The sequence below is a fragment of the Fibrobacter sp. UWR2 genome, from assembly GCF_002210285.1.
Classification (GTDB): Bacteria; Fibrobacterota; Fibrobacteria; order Fibrobacterales; family Fibrobacteraceae; genus Fibrobacter.
Genome location: NZ_MWQE01000009.1, coordinates 87,280 through 104,177, shown reverse-complemented (window position 1 = coordinate 104,177; position 16,898 = coordinate 87,280). Strand labels below are relative to the sequence as shown.

The following is a 16,898-nucleotide window of genomic DNA, read 5'->3' as shown; positions in this document are numbered from 1 at the left end:
TCAAAAATGAAAAAATGGAGTACAAAATGACAGAAATCACAAGCAGGCACTTGCATATACTTGCAAACAGAGGTATATTTAACGGTATGAGTACCGTTGCAAAGAACTTCCGAATCGATTCCGAACTCAACGACCAGGCGACCAAGCTCCTGGAGGGGCTAGGCCTCTCCATGTCGCAGGCGGTCTCCATGTTCCTGAGACAAGTCGTGCTGCACCACGGGCTCCCCTTCAAGGTGGAGTATCCGCAGTATTCCAAGGAGCTGATGGAGGCGATTGAGGAAGCAAAACAACTGGAAGCCAATCCGAACACCAAGCGCTACACGGACATGGACGAAATGTGGGCGGACCTCGATAAATGATTTACGAAGTTATTTGGACCAGCAAATTCAAGAAGTCCTATAAACTTTGTAAAAAGCGAGGATTTCCGATACAAGAACTCAAGGATGTTGTCGAGAAACTCCGCAAGGACGAAACGCTTGACGAAAAATTCCATGACCACGAATTGTCTGGGCAATTCAGCGGTACACGGGAACTGCATATCAAACCAAACTGGTTACTATGCTACCGAAAAAATCAAGGCATCCTCACATTGACATTGGTAGATACGGGAACGCACGCCGATATTTTCGGCATGTGAGTACACCATCCTTTTTTTCTATCTTTATATTTGTTACAAAAAAGGGGATTTACTGATGCCTTCTGAAAACGCGATTATCGAGAGAGCCGAGACATACCTTAGAAAACTTTCTTGCGGGGTAAACCCGTTGACCGGCGAGCTTTTGCCCGAAGGGGACGCCTGCAAGCAGGAACGGATCAGCAAGTGCCTCGCCTACGTGGCATCGCTTTTGCAGAAGCAGCTGGACCACAGCGATATTGCCGGGCAAGACGGCTCCCAGGCCGCAACAACCGCGAAAGCTAGCAAACCCGTAAAATCCGAAAAGGCCGAAAAGAAAGCAGCCAAGACGCAGATGGTCCCGCTCGCAATCGACAGCGAGATGCTTTCGCGCTACCGCTTCTTCGACTATCCCGTATCCATTTCCCGCGTGGTGCGCAACATCAACGAGCTGCTCCCGCGCGACGTGTACATGAACCACCTGCTCTATGCCGACGTAGCGAACTTCCTGGTGCAGGAGGGCATCCTTTCTAGGCAGACCGCCGAGGGCGGGCAAGAGGCCAACCTCCCGACGCCTCACGGAGAAAGCTTCGGCTTCGAGAAGACGGAAGGCGACATCCGCGGGCACCATAACGTGTTCACGCAGTGCTGGCAAAAGGCCCAGCAGTACATCCTGGACAACATCCAGAAATGCGTGGACCTTGCAAACGAGAGGTTTGCAAGCAAGAACGAGAAGGCTACCGGTAGCGACGAACAGGAAGGCGAGAAGCCCGCTCGCAAGGAACGGCCGAAGTTCCACCTCACCGCAGAACAGATTGCAAACTACCCGACCGACGAGACTCCCGTGCCTGTAAGCGAAATCGCAAGGCGCCTGAACGCGCTCATCGATCCGGCATCGAACATGGAGCGAATTTACTACAAGGTAATCCGCGACTGGTATGCTGCCGAAGGGTATCTCGAAATGCGCAAGTTCAACGACGGGAAGGTCGCCTTCTTGCCCACAGCGAAGGGCGATAGCGCTGGCCTCATGGTGGAATCCCGTACCGGAATCGACGGCAACCTCTTCGATGTCGTCGTGTACGACACCAACGCCCAGAAAATATTCCTGGACCACCTGCTGACAACACCTGAATGAGCCTTCCCGTAGCCACAAGCCGACAGGGCGGTGCCCTCTGGCACCTACTCGCCGTCGTGACGGTCGCCTTCTGGGGCACAAGCTTCGTTAGCACGAAGGTGCTCCTGAATCACGGCTTCAGTGCGGTGCAGATTTTTACGTTACGTTTCGTGGTAACCTACCTGATACTCCTCGCGGCATCGCACAAGCAGTTCCGCAGCAAGAACTGGAAACACGAACTAATCCTGTTCATCTGCGGCATCACGGGCTGCACGCTCTACTTTTGGACCGAAAATACGGCACTTTCACTGGCGCCATCCAGTAACGTCTCGCTTATTGTCTGCATCACACCGCTTCTCATCATGATTTTTGGCGGGCTCTTCTACAAGAGCGAACGGCTCGGCAGGCGACAGATTCTCGGATGCTTCATCACGTTCATCGGCATGGTACTCGTGGTGCTGAACGGAAAGTTCATCCTGAAACTTTCCCCGCTCGGTGACTTCTTGGCAATCAGCGCAGCGTTTGTATGGACCATCTATTCGCTTGTAGTCCGCAAGCTCAACGGCGAGTATTCCACGCTGTTCATCACGCGCAAGATTTTCTTCTATGGCGCACTCACGTCCATCCCCGCATTGTTCATCGAGGCGGGCGGCAGCGTTTCGAAAGTGGCCGATATCCCGTGGCAAAAATTTGCGGAACCTGTCGTGACACTCAACTTTTTGTGCCTCACGGTATTCTCGTCGCTGTTCGGATACCTCGTATGGAACAAGGTGATGAAGCAGCTCGGCACGGTGCTTGCGAGCAACTACCTCTACGCCATCCCGCTCGTCACCATCATCACGGCGGTCATCACCCTTGGCGAACGCATCACGCCTGTCGCCATCGCGGGTGCGGTAGCGACTGTCGCAGGCATGGTTACGGCCGAAATGAGGCGCGGTTCCTAATTTACTGTTCTAGTCCTTAACGCAACGGACGGCGTAGGCGTAGTACCCGCGCTGCATGGATTCCTTTTCCATGTCGTACTGGTTCGAAAGAATCCAGGCGTAGTGATTCATGTTGTCTTCGCCCCAGAAATAGGCCTTGGTGCCCTCGCCGTCGCATTCGCCCGTCTTGGCGCGGTAACCTGCCGGGAGAGCGGAGAACCCGCTTGCGTTCGTGGCAGTTATGTTGTCTCCAAAAATCGAATTTTCCCACTCGCCCACGGCGCGCAGGGAGCCGTTGTCGTCGCCGAACTCGCTCTTCGCCGTAGTGGTCAGGTCGCGCCAGTCGTCCGCAGTGGGGAGGCGCCAGCCTTCGGGGCACACAGCCGTCGCGGCGTATTCCTGGTAGAGGCGGCCGTACTTTTCGCAGTTCGCGGGAATGCCGTCGTAGCAGAAGCTGGAATCGATGGAACCCGTGGCGACGGCACTGTTGTCGTAGTTCAGGTTCTCGGCCATCCACGTGAGGCTACCGATTTTCACGGTCTTGTAGCTCTTGCCGTCGCGAGAATCGGCGAGCGTGCCGTATTCCACATTCGAGGCTGTTGCGGCAGATGAACTAGACTGCGGTTCGCCGCTTTCGCAGGGCGCCATGTCGGTCTCGATAAGCGCATCGCCTACGCACTTGTAGAGAATCTGCAAGTCATAATCGTAAATCGTGAAACTATTCGGGCAACTAATTTCCGAACGTTCCATATTGCGCACGGTAATGTCCGCCATGCCGTCCTTGAAGCATTCGGCACTGCTGGAATTCGGGCGCGTAACGTTCGCGCTGCTGGAGCTGAGCGTTGTGCCCGCATCGCTAGAAAGCGGGTCCTGGGACTCGCTGGAAGTGGGCTCGGGCGAAGGCCCGCTGGAACTGTCATCACAGGCGACAAGCGCAATCCCGAAAGCAAGTGCTGCAGAGGCAGCGGAAAACTTCTTGAAATCCATTTGTTTCTCCTTTCTTCAAATTTCCGTGAAGCGGTCCATCTCGACGCCGTCGGGGAGCATGACGCGGCTCTCGAAATCCTTACGGGAGCGCACCCAGAGCGTTCCCTTCGGATGGTCGGGAGTCTCGTACTCGCTGCGATAAACGACAAGCGGTTCAACCGACTCGCAGTCCAGAGCGTTCGACTCGACAACGGTATAGACCATCGTCGCCTTCTTGTAATGGCGGTACTTGTGACCGTTTATTGCCTTCGACACTTTACTTCTCCAGAAACTTTATCAACTCCGGCATAATCGCGGTAGCGTCCTTCACGCCGAGGTCATAGAGGCGCGCGAGCTTAGACTTGTCCTTCTCGAGGCGTGCGACATTCAGCTGCGCACTGGGCCGGATCCGGAAAGTAGTCCCGCGCTTGCACCATTCGTCAAGCGTTTTCAAGCACTGGTTGTAACGGATATGGCGGTTCTTCGAAGCTTCGACAAACTTCGGATACTTGCGATAGACTACCCTGAACAGGGGAATCAGCGAATTCGGTTCCTTGACATAGCCCTCGGGGCGCGTCACGATGACAACCTGCTTTTCGAAGCCCTTCTTCGCCATGATTTCGAACGGGATACTGTCAGCGGTACCGCCGTCCACAAGTTTCATGCCGTCGACTTCCACGATATGGCTCAGCAGCGGGAGCGAGGCCGACGCACGGATCCTGTCCATGCCTTCGGGCGTATCAAGTTCACGGGTCAGCAAGTAGGCGCCCTCGCCCGTTTCCAGATTCGTCGCAGTGGCATAGAAATCGGACTGAGCGGCGTTCTCACGGAACTTCTCGAAATCGAACGGGTCGATGACATGCGGAATCTGGTTGTAGCAGTAGTCGACTTCGAAGAATTCACCTGTACGGATGAGGTTGCCCCATCCCATGTAGCGCTTGCTCGCCGAATGGACGACATCGATACGCCTGTTCCTATCGCGCTGTTCGGAGAGGTAGCTGCACAGGTGCGTGGCGCCCGCCGACGTTCCGGCGTAACCACCGAACTTGAGTCCGTTATCGAGCATCACGTCGAGCACGCCCGACAGGTAGGCACCGAGCATTCCGCCACCTTCAAGTACGAGGGCCGCATTCTTGTACATCGTCATTTTGCGTTCTCCATAAGCCACTGGAAATCTTCCGGATGGTCTACAAACTTTTCAGGGTGTAACTTGCGCTTCGCGAAAAATTCATCGCGGGTCATCCACACAAAATCATCGACTTCGCCGGGCTGCGGCACAAGCGATTTCGCTTCTTTGTCAGTAAGCGTCGTCCTGTACACATCGTAGTATTCATTGTCAATGTAGGTGCCGCCGTTAAGTACGGTAGCGTACTTGACCTCGAATAAGTATTCGAGGTCGCGCGGACTCTTATGCACGCCCAGTTCCTCGCGCAGTTCGCGCACGGCGGCGTTCACGCTCGTATCGCCTGCAGAGATATGCCCCGCGCAGCTCGTGTCAAGGAGCCCGGGGTTATTTTCCTTCACGCGGGCCCGCAGCTGGAAAAGGATTTTTCCTTCGGGGTTAAAAGCCCATACATGAATCGTGCGGTGCCAGAGGCCTTCCGCATGCACGCGCGTGCGCCCGCAGGAATAACCCGCGGGGGTGCCGTCGGCGTTCAGGATGTCGATTTGCTCTTCTTGCATAAAAGACAAGATAATAAAAACTATCTGGCAGCAGAATCCTCGCGACCATCGATATCGGGGTCTATTTCCACGATTACGTGTATCGCTTCCCCTTCCCATTCTTCGGGGCATGCGTTGTCTTCACGCTTGGATACGGACATCATCTTGGCTAAAGTCGACTTTTCTTCCCAATAGCCGTAAAACAAGGTGCCGTAAATATCATCCCCTCTCTTGAGGTCGAAGGTATGCTGGCAGGGGGTTCCCTTGCTATGGACATAGACACACCTATCGGTATTACGGCAAACGATACTGTTATCCACATAAAAATCGTATACCCCGCCATCTTCCGCTACGATGATGATGTCCTGGGTGTCTTTCTTAACGTTCAGCAATATGGCGCAACCGGCGAGGTTGAACGCCGCCGCAAAAAGGACAAACACAACAAAATATTTCGCAATAGACTTTTTCATAGTAAACCCACATCGCCTTGTTCCATTAAAATAAGCTTTTAGGAGGCAAAAGGAGCGCCGCTAATCGGCCCATAAAGTAGTCTGTCGGAAAATAAGTACCCCTTTTTTCTATATTTGCGGGCGTTTAAGGCCATGCCTTAAAAACCATTTGACACAAGAAAAGGAACGCTATGCCAGCTTTTGATCCGAATGCGAAAAAGATGCTGATTTCGGGAAACGAGGCCATCTCGCTTTCCATGCGCCACTGCAACGTGCAGTTTGCCGCGGGTTACCCGGGTACCCCCTCTACCGAAATCCTCGAGGATTATTCTGAACTCGGCGGGTATGCCCAGTGGGCCCCGAACGAGAAGGTCGCCGCCGAAGTGGCCCTGGGTGCAGCCTTTGGCCATGCCCGCAGCGTGGTCACCATGAAGATGGTGGGCCTCAACGTGGCTAGCGACGTGCTCTACACCGCGACCTACACAGGCGTGGATGGCGGCATGGTTTGGATTGTTGCCGATGACCCGGGCCAGGGCAGTTCCCAGAACGAGCAGGATACGCGTAACCACGCGAAGGCGTCCGTTTGCCCGATGTTTGAGCCCAGCAACTCGCAGGAAGCCTACGATTTCTTCCGCATTGCGATGCAGACGAGCGAAAAGTTCAAGATTCCGGTAATCCTCCGCATGACGACCCGCGTGGACCACTCCAAGTCCATCGTCGTGCCGAAGGAAGAACTCCCGGCGATGGTGCCGAACTTTGAACGTAACATCGCCCAGCACGTGATGGTGCCCGGCTTCTCCAAGCCCGCGGGCCGCAAGCTCCGCGCCAAGATGGACGAGATGGAAGCCTGGAACGTGGCCGAAGGCCCGAACAAGGTGGAAATGCGCAGCGCCGACATGGGCATTATCGTGAGCGGCATCAGCTACCACCATGTGCGTGAAGCTGCCCCGGAAGCAAGCGTCCTCAAGCTCGGCATGACCTACCCGCTGCCGATGCAGCTCATCAAGGATTTTGCGAAGAAGTTCGAAGGCAAGCGCCTGCTCGTTATTGAAGAAAACGACCCGTGGCTCGCCGAGAACATCAAGGCTGCGGGCATTCAGTGCGAAAGCAAGTTCGACCCGATTTTCCGTTTCGGCGAACTCGACGTGAACCGCGTGCGCCGCATTATCGCGGGCGACAGGAATCCGGACCCGGTTCCGGTGAAGGGCAAGCCGCCTATGCTCTGCCCGGGCTGCCCGCACCGCAGCTCTTTCGCGGTTCTCAAGGAACTCGACTGCATCGTCTCTGGCGACATCGGCTGCTACACGCTGGCAGCCCTCCCGCCCATCAGCGCGATGGACTACATGATTGACATGGGTGCCGCTATCGGCATGGGTATTGGCCTCCGCAACGTGCTCCCGCGCGAACAGGCCAAGAAGGTCGTCTCCGTGATTGGCGACTCCACGTTTGTCCACAGCGGCATCACCGGCCTCGTGGAAGCGGGCTACAATCGCCCCGACACCGGCCATGTGGTCGTTATTCTCGATAACAGCATCACCGCCATGACGGGCCAGCAGGAACACCCGGGTACGGGCCGCCACCTCGACCACAGCCCGGCCTACAAGCTGGACTACGGCGCCATCGCGAAGACTGCCGGTTTCGACAACGTCTACGAAGTGAACCAGGTCAAGGAACCCGAGAAGTTCAAGGAACTCGTGAAGGAAGCTCTCGAGAAGGACGAGCTCACGCTCATCGTGGCGAAGAGCCCCTGCATTCTCGCCCTCAAGAGCATCCTCGCCTGGGACAAGGCCAACAAGGAAAAGGCGGAAAAGGCTCTCGCCGAGTCCGAAGCCGCCGCCAAGAAAAACGGCAACTTTTAAGGAGAAGTTTTTATGAGCGTAGTTAACGTGAAATTTGCCGGCCTCGGTGGCACAGGCGTTATCAAGGCGAGCGACGTGATGGCGGAACTCGTGTTCGAACAGGGTTACGACGTGAAGAAGGCCGAAGTGCACGGCATGAGCCAGCGCGGCGGTTCCATTGCATCTGACGTCCGTTTTGCGAAGGGCGAAGAAGTGCAGTCCCCGATGATCCCGACGGGCGAGGCCGACTACCTGGTGGTATTCGACGAGACGCAGGTCGTGGTGAACGAGGCCTTCCTCAAGCAGGGCGGCGTGCTCCTCACTCCGGCGGACATCGATGTCTCGAAGCTCGAGAACGTGAAGGCCCTGAACGTCGCGATGCTCGGCAAGCTCAGCAAGCATTTCGACTTCACGGTGGACCAGTGGACGGTCGCCCTGAACAAGCTCTTCGCCGAAAAGTTCCACGAAGGCAACAAGAAGGCCTTCATGCTTGGCCGCGAAGGGTAACCTGAAGGCGCAAAGGGTCATTTCATAAAAAGAGGGGAAATGAAAAATTTTTATTGGCTTTGGTACGGCTTGACTCTCTGGGGCACCCGCCTGGTGCTCCTTTGCGTTCTGTATTTTACTGCGGCGCCTACGGGCGGCCCGATAGTAGACCGCTGGTACAGATTTTTCCCCCATACGCTGGTAATTGAAGCCGGCGTCGTGATGGCGCTTGCCTTTGCGGGCGGGCTGCTCTGCACGCTGTTGCGCGGCCGCGCGCGGAAAATTGCGGGCATAGTGTTCGTGGTTCTCGGCGCGCTGTACATCGTCACCGCGGGCACCGACGACGAGATTATGCGCTGGATGGGCCAGCACTTCACGCTGTCGTTTATCACCACATACGCGCTTGCTGCATCGGACATGGGCCTGGTGGGCCGCGTGTTCCTGGGCGGCGCCTGGCACTTTCTGCTCACGGCATTCATCGCGCTTGCAGGTATTGTCGGGACGGTGTTTTTGTACCGCAAGATGTTCGCGAAGTGGAGTGAGGAGACGACACTCAAGAATTGGATTTGCCTCGGGATAGCATTTGCACTTGCCATTACCGGACTCACGTCGAAGTTCTGGTTTGCGCCGAGCAACATGCGCTGGAAGCGCATCGCGCCGGTCGCTTTTCGCCTAATCGACGAGGTCAAGTACAAGTTTGCGAAAAGCGAACAGCGCGCCGACTATGCCGAGGGCATAGTGTTGCTCGGCGGCAACCCTGTCGCCGGTTATCCTTTCCTGAGATATGCCGGCCATATTTTCGGGACTTACACCCGCCACCCTATCCAATATACTGACACAGATTCCGTAGAAGCAGACACTCTAGAAAAATTAGTCCTTGAAAAAGTTCGTTCGCGCCCGCTCGAAGACAGGCCCGATATCGTCCTTTTCGTCATCGAGACCTTCCGTGGGTGGAGCGGCGATATCCGCATCCCCGCGACATGCGAAAAACTCCCAAACATCTGCAAACTCGCCAACAGCGGGCTCTACTTCCCGAATGCGCATAGCGTAGGCTACCCTTCCATCGAAGGCTTCCTCGGGATACTGACCGGAATCTGGTCTCACCCGCAGACGACACTCCTTTCGGATTTCCCGAACACGCGCATGCGCGCACTACCCGAAATACTCGGCGACGCGGGATACTACCGCATGGTACTTACCGCAACCGAACCGAGTTTCGACAATCTGCACCCCTGGTTCGCGAAATGGTTCGACTATTCGGAATACAAGCCCGAGAATCAGCACGACGTGCCCATCGCGGACCGCTTCCGCGAACTGTATGCCAAGCGCCCTGCCGACAAGCCGCTGTTCTTTGACTGGATGAGCACCTCGTCGCATATACCGTTCACACTCCCCAAGGAATACGGCCCCACGCCGAAGGATCCCGAGGTCGCGTACATGCGCACACTTGCCTACATGGACAGCGCCGTCGGAATCGTGCTCGACGAAATCGCAAAGGGCCCGCGGGCAAACAACACGCTCTTTGTTCTTGTAGGCGACCATGCCATAGCCAACAACGCACAGCACGGCGTCTCGGATTTTATTGGCGGGATCCACGACGGCTATACATGGGTACCGCTGATTATCGCGGGCCCAGGCATCGAGAAAAAGATTGTCACGACACCTGTTTCGCAAGTGGATATCGCACCGACTATCGCCTGGTACCTCCACCTCGACGTTACGAACAACTTTGTCGGGACTCCCCTTCTCACTTTTTCGGACAAACCCGGAAAACCCAATGTCATGGTTTTGCAGCAAAACGAATCTACCGAGACAACTCCTGAGAACACTCCCGATTCAACTGAAGCAAAGTATGTCGTAAGGCAAAACCTCCCGCCGGTATTCGCGTTCCGCATGGGCGACATGACGATGATTACCGACTCGGTCACCTACATCGTGAACATTCAGGATTCTACACTCGTGAGCGCTTTTGAAACCGTACTCGAACCCACCTGGGATACATCCCACCCGGCCGAAGGTTTCGTGACAGGCAAGCCCGCGAAAGTAGACCCGGCGCAGCTCCAGGAAATTGCCCGCAAGATGCGTGCCGCCGCAAACGCCTGGGAATACACCATCAACAGCAATAACCTCACCCCCGCAAACTAGAGGTTCCCTTTATCCCTCCAAAAAGCGCCTTGTCGGGGTGTTTATGGCTATTTGTCAAATAGCCTATCTTGGCAAATTGCTGTTTTTCTATATTGACGACTATGAAAATCGGTATTTTGAAAAGCCACAACAGAGATTACAAGCTCTATGTCGAAGCCTGTGAGAAACTGGGCATAGAATACAAGATTGTCGACTTTATCGGCAAGGACTGGATCAAGGAATGCCTCGAAAGCGGATGCGACGGCTTCATGGCCCGCCCGCCTTGCGACTATCAGGAAAGGAAGGCCGTATACGACGAACGCCTGATGTTCCTGAACCGGAATATGGGCAAGCCCGTTTATCCCGGCGTGGACGAATGCCTCTTTTACGAAAACAAGCGTTCCCTGGTAAACTGGCTCGACTACTACAAACTGCCGCACCCCCATACGGTAGTTCTGGGTAGCCGCAAGGAAGCCCTGGACTACGTGGAACATGCGAAGTACCCCTTCGTATCGAAGCGCGCTATCGGCTCTGCCGCGAGCGGCGTTATCATTGTCAAGTCCAAGATTCACGCAAAGGTGCTGGTAAACCAGTTTTTTGGCTGGGGAGTACCGGGATTCACCCTCGGCAAAATCTACTGGAGCTGGGTAAAGAAAAAATACCTGCTCCCCTCCCTGGGCACCGAACAGAAGCACTACATGATTTGCCAGGACTTTTGCGATGTCCGCTGGGAACACCGCATTATCCGCATCGGCAATACGTTCCTCGGCTACAGGAAAGTTGTCGGCAAGCACGGCTTTGCAAGCGGTTCCGGGCTCGCTGCCTGGGGAGAACCCCCTCGCGAAGTCCTCGACATGGTTAGGGACATTACCGACAAGTTCGGGTTCCGCTCCATCGCAATCGACATTTTCGAAACGGGCGACGGCAAGTACCTCATCAACGAGATGCAGGCGCTCTTCGGCAGCGTAGAACGCTCGCTACTCAATATCGACGGCAAGGATGGCCGCTACGTGTACGAAAATGGCGAATACAAGTTCGAAGAAGGCTACTACAACGTGAAACGCTGTTATGAGCTTCGCGTCCTGGACTTCGTGGATTGCCTCAAGGCCAAGGGCATAAAGTAATGTGTAACGCCTGCTGCGGCTCCGACGACACTCTTGTCTCGAACAGTTCCCATGCGGTAAAAAGTCGCCTGGAAGGTGTACGCTTTGTCATGTGGGGGTTCCCGGAACCTACGCAGACATTCATCCACCGCGAATTCCAGGAAATGCGCCGTCAAGGGCTCCGCGTGCAAATCCTTGCAGGGGCGAAGCGCGATATATCGATCCAGCCCGAAGACATCCAGGATATCTGTTATAACGATACCATCTACCTCGGTAATCCGGTGGTCTGGTTCCTGAAGGGGCTTTTGGTAGGCACGTTCAGCGCGTTGCCTTTTTGGCGCGTGCTCTTGCGCATGCTCGCATTCCACCACAAGGATTTTGCACACAGGTTGCGCGCCCTGGCAATGACTGTTGCAGCTGCAAGCGTCGCGCACAAGGTCAAGGCCAGCGGCACAAGGCACCTGCAGGCCCATTTCGGCAGCTACCAGACAGAGCTCGCCATGGCACTCGCCTGGATGACCGGCTGCACCTACGGCGGCACATGGCATGCGGTAGATATCTGGAAAGATGCAAACATCCTGCCCGATAAAATCCGCAATTCCGAAGTCGTCTTTACCTGCACCAAGTTCAATGCAGACCATCTGAAGGATATCGCAGGGGATTCTTCCGACAAGGTAATCCTTTCGTACCACGGGCTTGATTTTTCAAGACTGCCGACACCTGCAGACTTTGCGCCCATCGACGCAAGCCATTTGCCCGAAATCATTGCCATCGGGAGGCTCGTGCCCAAGAAGGGTTTCGCCTACCTGATAGAGGCAGTCGCAAAACTCGCTCGCGAAAAATTCCCGGTGCACTTGACCATCGTGGGCGATGGCCCGCTAGAATCCGAACTCAAGCGGAGTGTGGAAAGCTTCAACCTGCAGGACCACGTAGAATTTACCGGGTCGCTCAAGAACGCGGAAACCCTGGAACGGGTAAACCGCGCCCACCTGCTGGTAGCCCCCTCCATACAGGACAAGTACGGCAATATCGACGGTATCCCGAACGTGACGCTCGAGGCCATGGCGCTTGCGCGCCCTGTCGTAGGCACTCGCCTTTCGGGCATCCCCGAAGTCGTGAACGAGAATACGGGCGCTCTTGTGGATTGTGCCGATGTCGACGGCCTCGCAACAGCCATCCGTTCCCTGCTCAGTGATAGGGACGGCCTTATCCGCCGTGGCAAGAATGCACAGGAATTTGTCTACAGCCATTTCGATGTACACAAGAACATCGAAATCCAGTTGAACCGCTTTGCCGAAATCCTTTCTAGCAAGTAGCGCGAGGTACGAGGAACTCCATGGCCGAGGGTAACATCCAGAAAGACCAAAAGTACCTTGTCAAGAGCGCATTCCTCAACCTGGCAGGTACCGCACTCAAGGTCATCGCTCCCGTGCTGATGATAGTGGTGGCGCGCGTGTTCGACAAGGCGCTATTCGGCGTGTATGTCTCCACCCAGTTGTGGGTGCTCACCATGAGCCGCGTGGCAGTCCTCGGGCTTGACAAGGGCCTGCACCGCTACATTCCCCAAAACATCGTGCAGGGGCGCGACCGGTACGAAGGCATCATGGAATCCGTCAAGCGCACGGTGCTCTTCTCGGCCATCCTCACGGTCGGTGTGCTTATCGCCGCCTACTTCGGGCTGCACAAGCTCTCGAGCGGCCTTGCGATGCTATCTTCCACCGAGATTTCGATATACATCCTCTCGCTGGTGCCGTGGTCCATCCTCCACATTTTTGCAGGCGCATCCGAAGGCAATCGCCACCCGCAATACAAAATTTTCATCAACGACTTCGCGGTATCGGCACTTGCGCCGGTCATCGGGCTCGTGCTCTTTTTCGCATCGTTCCCGCAGACGCTCGCCCTGCCGGTGGGCCTCTTCGTCGCAAACTGCCTCGGCGTAGTCTGCTACATATTCCTTGTCCGCAAGCAGTTCCCCGAGATGCCGTGGCGCCCGAAAAAACCACTTTCAAAAGACCTGCTGAACTATTCCATCCCGCTCGGTTTTTCCGAAGTGGTCACGTCTTTCTTGCTCCGCATGGACCTCTGGATGGTGCTTGCATTGATTGGCCCGGAGGCGGCAGGTATCTACGCCGTGATGGTGACCATCTCTAACGGGCTCAAGACTATCCGCCAGAGCTACAACCCCATCCTGCTCCCGGTAGTGGCGGGAATGACCCCCGAACGACTGAAGACCGACCTCAAGCCCGTATTCAGCTACTGCGTATCGATGGTGACCCTGATACAGCTCGGCATCGGGTTCTTCATCGTGCTGTTCCCGGAACAGACGATGATGATTGCCGGAAAGTCGTTCATTACCGAAGAAAACCCTGTCGCCGTTCTCGGCATCCTCATGATAGGGAACCTGATTAACGGCATGTTCGGCCTCGCGGGCCCCGTGATAAACGGGCTGGGCCGCAGCAAGTTCATGCTCCTCATGAACGCAGTCTCGCTCGTGTTCGCCATCGCCATGAACTACCTCCTGATCCCGCACCTGGGAATCGCGGGTGCGGCGCTCTCCTCGATGAGCTACCAGATACTGCAGGTGGTATGGATGAACATCTATGTGTACCGCATGATAGGATTCTGGCCCTACAGCTGGACACTCTGGGTTCAGGGAATCTGGATTATCCTGCTCACGGTACTTTACGTTGTTCTAAATAACGGTTACAATCCGGGTCTGCTCCTGAAAGCTGTTTTCTACGGCATCGCGATTCTCCTGATCCTCTCGACCTTCTACTTCCAGGGATTGAGCGGCAAAAAACCGAAGAAAAAACGCAAATCCCCCAATTAGACCCCCTAAATATTTGTACCTTGTACATTATGGCACGGTTTTTGCAGAATATACTGAAAGGTATGTTGTTCCGCGGTTTGGGGTCTGTACCCGCACCGCGCCTTACCGCCGTGCTCCTGGCGCTGTGCGTGGCCCTACTCGCCGGCTGCGAAGAGATTGAAGAAGAAAAGCCCTGGATCCATGTGGACCGCCCACAGATGCTCTTCACCGACACCACACTCCTGGACTGCTACGACAAGGACATCCTCTCCTGGAAACTGAAGACCGCCTATCTGGAACGCTGGTCCGACAAGGAGGTCGTGTTCATGCGGCCCGTGCTAGTAGATATCTACGATTCCGTCGGAGAGCGCGTCGCGTTCCTGCGTGCGGATTCCGGACGAATGGACATGAAGTTCACGTACGTGTATGCCTACGGGCACGTGTATGCGCTGACCCCGAAGGGAGCCTCGGTGCGCGCGGATTCCCTGCTATGGAACAAGCGCGATGACCAGGTCAAGACCGACAGCTACGTGCGCGTCGTTTCCGAAGACGGCGACGTATTGCAGGGCAAGGGATTCGTAAGCGACGCCCGCATGGACAACTGGAGAATCCTATCGAACGTGACGGGCATATTCCAGGACGCAGCGAAACGCATGAAGGAAGAAGACAAGAAGCAGGCGGAAGAACTCGAGAAGAAACCGCCCGAGCCTCCGGCGGCTGCAGGCCCGGCGCCTACACGGGGGAACCATTGAGGCGCGTTCCCGGCATCTTCCTGCTCATGTGCCTGCTCCTCGTGGCAGACGTTTTCGCGCAGACTTCCCCGCTTATCATGAAGCACGCGGACAGCCTCGCTGTCGCCCGCAAGCGGGGCACCCTGCTGCTGCAGGGCCGTGTGCTGTTCGTGCATGACAGCATCCAGTTCCGCACGCAGCGCGCCACCTGGAACAAGGATGCCGAAATGGTGCAGTGTACCGGCGGGTTCCTGTTCACGCACCCGAGCGGGTTCATCCAGGCCGACAACGGCATCTACCGCAAAAAGCAAAGCATCGCCATCGCAAGCGGGAACGTGGTTGCCGGCGACTCCGCAAATTCGTACAAGTTCACAGGCGACTATCTGGAATACGACCGCGAGAACGAAATCCTCACGATGCCGCAGAAGCCCAAACTCTACCAGTACGAGAAACACAAGGACAACACGACTGACACGCTTACCATTGAAGCGCGCAAAATTATCTACAACAAGAAGTTTTCGTTTGCCGAAGCCTACAAGGACGTGAAGGTCACCGAAAGAGACATGGTGGTCACCTGCGACACGGGATACTTCGACCGCGCGAACAGCTGGCTATCGATGAAGGGCCACCCCACGTTCGACATGAAGAACTATCACCTCACGGGCGATTCCATTTTCCTCGTCATCGACGAGGCCAAGAAGACAATGAAGTCTGCGCTCGTGATAAGGAACGCGCACGGCATCTCAAAGGAAGACCCCAAGAGGAGTGCGCCCGGCAACGTGACCGAGGCATTCGGCGATACACTCTACTGCGAATTCAAGGACAACAAGATTGAACGCCTGTACGTGAACCTGAACGCGAAGGGATTCTTCTACGAAACAGACCTGCCCGACTACAGGAACCTCATGGACGGGAACCGCCTCGACCTGTATTTCAAGAAGGGCAAGATGGACCACGCCATCGTATCGGGCAAGGCGCAGAGCACCTACTTCTACGTGAAAAAGGACCGCACTGTATCGGGCAAAAACGAAGCTGCAGGCGACACCATCAACATCGTTTTCGACCCGCTCAAGAACGCCGTCAAGACGCTCCGGCTGCTCGGGCGTAGCAATATGGCGAGCGGGCGGTACGTGGACCTCGAAAAGGAACAGCGCAACAAGGCTGCAAAAGAGAAGGCTCGGCTAGATTCGCTTGCCAAAGCGGGCGTAAAACCGGCCCTTTCCGATTCCCTGGGGTTGACAAAACAGGGTGAAAATAAAGATAATGTAAAGAGCAAGTTCAAGTATCCGCGTCAAAGGGAAAGAGCGAAGGTCAAGACGGAGGACAAGAAACCATGAAGAGTCTGGTAAGCACAATCCGTACAGATAAACTGCGCAAGGTCTATGGCGGCCGCCAGGTGGTGAGCGATGTTTCCATCAGCGTGTCGCAGGGCGAAATCGTCGGGCTGCTTGGCCCCAACGGTGCCGGCAAGACGACTTCGTTCTACATGATTGTGGGAATGGTGCGCCCCGATTCGGGCCACATTTTCCTCGACGACATCGAGATGACGGACAAACCCATGTACAAGCGGGCGCGCCTCGGCGTGGGCTACCTCCCGCAGGAGGCCTCCATCTTCCGCAAGCTCTCGGTTGAAGACAACATAATGGCCATCCTCGAAACGCAAGGGCTCAAGCGCCGCGAGCGCAAAATGCGCCTGGAACAGTTGCTCGAGGAATTCAAGATTACGCATATCCGCAAGACAAAATCCATGAGCTGCTCGGGCGGTGAACGCAGGCGCCTCGAAATCGCACGCGCGCTCGCAAGCGACCCCTCCTTCCTGCTGCTCGACGAACCTTTCGCGGGCATCGACCCGATTGCCGTTGCCGACATCCAGTCCATTATCTCGGGCCTCAAGGAAAAGGGCATGGGCATCCTCATTACCGACCACAACGTGCGCGAGACGCTTTCGATTACCGACCGCGCCTACATCATGTACAAGAGCCAGGTGCTTACTGAAGGTTCGTCCGAATACCTCGCGAACGACCCCGAAGCAAGGCGCATCTACCTGGGCGATAGTTTCAGGCTGGACTAGGAAAACCTT

The 16,898-nt window shown here is 55.7% G+C and carries 18 protein-coding genes; 13 read left to right on the top strand and 5 right to left on the bottom strand.

Annotated features, from left to right (window positions below; genetic code table 11):
* The first annotated feature begins 86 nt into the window (after positions 1-86).
* From B7994_RS11715 to B7994_RS11700, 4 genes are read left to right on the top strand one after another with little or no spacing between them, the layout of a single operon-like run.
* A complete protein-coding gene (locus tag B7994_RS11715) occupies positions 87-359 on the top strand; it encodes a type II toxin-antitoxin system RelB/DinJ family antitoxin (RefSeq protein ID WP_088638683.1) in 273 nt (90 codons plus the stop codon).
* Entirely contained in the window at positions 359-637 is a 279-nt protein-coding gene (locus tag B7994_RS11710; protein WP_369832771.1) for a type II toxin-antitoxin system YafQ family toxin, read from the top strand. The genes B7994_RS11715 and B7994_RS11710 overlap by 1 nt, the downstream gene beginning before the upstream one ends.
* Before the next feature lie 55 nt (positions 638-692).
* Positions 693-1,748: a hypothetical protein gene (locus B7994_RS11705; protein WP_088638649.1), complete on the top strand. Its 1,056-nt coding sequence runs from the start codon at positions 693-695 to the stop codon at positions 1,746-1,748.
* Positions 1,745-2,671, top strand: coding sequence for a DMT family transporter (locus B7994_RS11700; RefSeq protein ID WP_088638648.1), 927 nt, complete (start codon positions 1,745-1,747; stop codon positions 2,669-2,671). The genes B7994_RS11705 and B7994_RS11700 overlap by 4 nt, the downstream gene beginning before the upstream one ends.
* Positions 2,672-2,680: 9 nt before the next feature.
* On the opposite strand, the gene B7994_RS11695 is transcribed toward B7994_RS11700, so the two are convergent.
* From B7994_RS11695 to B7994_RS11675, 5 genes are read right to left on the bottom strand one after another with little or no spacing between them, the layout of a single operon-like run.
* Positions 2,681-3,637 (bottom strand): FISUMP domain-containing protein, encoded by a 957-nt coding sequence (locus tag B7994_RS11695; RefSeq protein ID WP_088638647.1) that lies wholly within the window; start codon positions 3,635-3,637, stop codon positions 2,681-2,683.
* 15 nt (positions 3,638-3,652) lie between these two features.
* The gene (locus B7994_RS11690) at positions 3,653-3,892 is read right to left on the bottom strand and encodes a DUF1653 domain-containing protein (protein ID WP_088638646.1); all 240 of its coding nucleotides are present in this window, start codon (positions 3,890-3,892) and stop codon (positions 3,653-3,655) included.
* Position 3,893: 1 nt separating this feature from the next.
* Entirely contained in the window at positions 3,894-4,763 is an 870-nt protein-coding gene (locus B7994_RS11685) for a patatin family protein (protein ID WP_233143193.1), read from the bottom strand.
* Positions 4,760-5,299, bottom strand: a complete 540-nt coding sequence (locus B7994_RS11680) for an NUDIX domain-containing protein (RefSeq protein ID WP_088638644.1) — start codon at positions 5,297-5,299, stop codon at positions 4,760-4,762. The genes B7994_RS11685 and B7994_RS11680 overlap by 4 nt, the downstream gene beginning before the upstream one ends.
* A 20-nt stretch (positions 5,300-5,319) precedes the next feature.
* Positions 5,320-5,748 carry a hypothetical protein gene (locus B7994_RS11675; protein ID WP_088638643.1) on the bottom strand — a complete coding sequence of 143 codons (429 nt, stop codon included), beginning with the start codon at positions 5,746-5,748 and terminating at the stop codon, positions 5,320-5,322.
* A 170-nt stretch (positions 5,749-5,918) separates the two neighbouring features.
* On the opposite strand from B7994_RS11675, the gene B7994_RS11670 reads away from it, so the two are divergent.
* From B7994_RS11670 to lptB, 9 genes are all read left to right on the top strand, one after another.
* A complete protein-coding gene (locus tag B7994_RS11670; RefSeq protein WP_088638642.1) occupies positions 5,919-7,586 on the top strand; it encodes a thiamine pyrophosphate-dependent enzyme in 1,668 nt (555 codons plus the stop codon).
* Between the two features lie 12 nt (positions 7,587-7,598).
* Complete coding sequence (locus B7994_RS11665) at positions 7,599-8,072, top strand: 2-oxoacid:acceptor oxidoreductase family protein (protein ID WP_072807646.1); 474 nt, start codon at positions 7,599-7,601, stop codon at positions 8,070-8,072.
* A gap of 39 nt (positions 8,073-8,111) precedes the next feature.
* Positions 8,112-10,196 (top strand): LTA synthase family protein, encoded by a 2,085-nt coding sequence (locus B7994_RS11660; RefSeq protein WP_088638641.1) that lies wholly within the window; start codon positions 8,112-8,114, stop codon positions 10,194-10,196.
* 101 nt (positions 10,197-10,297) lie between these two features.
* A complete protein-coding gene (locus B7994_RS11655) occupies positions 10,298-11,299 on the top strand; it encodes a RimK family alpha-L-glutamate ligase (protein WP_144063869.1) in 1,002 nt (333 codons plus the stop codon).
* Positions 11,299-12,594 (top strand): glycosyltransferase family 4 protein, encoded by a 1,296-nt coding sequence (locus B7994_RS11650; protein ID WP_088638639.1) that lies wholly within the window; start codon positions 11,299-11,301, stop codon positions 12,592-12,594. The genes B7994_RS11655 and B7994_RS11650 overlap by 1 nt, the downstream gene beginning before the upstream one ends.
* A 20-nt stretch (positions 12,595-12,614) precedes the next feature.
* On the top strand, positions 12,615-14,108 hold the full coding sequence (locus B7994_RS11645; protein WP_088638638.1) for an oligosaccharide flippase family protein: 1,494 nt from the start codon (positions 12,615-12,617) through the stop codon (positions 14,106-14,108).
* Positions 14,109-14,170: 62 nt separating this feature from the next.
* Positions 14,171-14,839, top strand: coding sequence for an LPS export ABC transporter periplasmic protein LptC (lptC, locus tag B7994_RS11640; protein WP_233143192.1), 669 nt, complete (start codon positions 14,171-14,173; stop codon positions 14,837-14,839).
* Positions 14,836-16,155 (top strand): hypothetical protein, encoded by a 1,320-nt coding sequence (locus B7994_RS11635; protein ID WP_233143191.1) that lies wholly within the window; start codon positions 14,836-14,838, stop codon positions 16,153-16,155. Before lptC ends, B7994_RS11635 begins: the two co-directional genes overlap by 4 nt.
* A complete protein-coding gene (lptB, locus tag B7994_RS11630; RefSeq protein ID WP_088638636.1) occupies positions 16,152-16,889 on the top strand; it encodes an LPS export ABC transporter ATP-binding protein in 738 nt (245 codons plus the stop codon). Before B7994_RS11635 ends, lptB begins: the two co-directional genes overlap by 4 nt.
* Positions 16,890-16,898 lie beyond the last annotated feature (9 nt).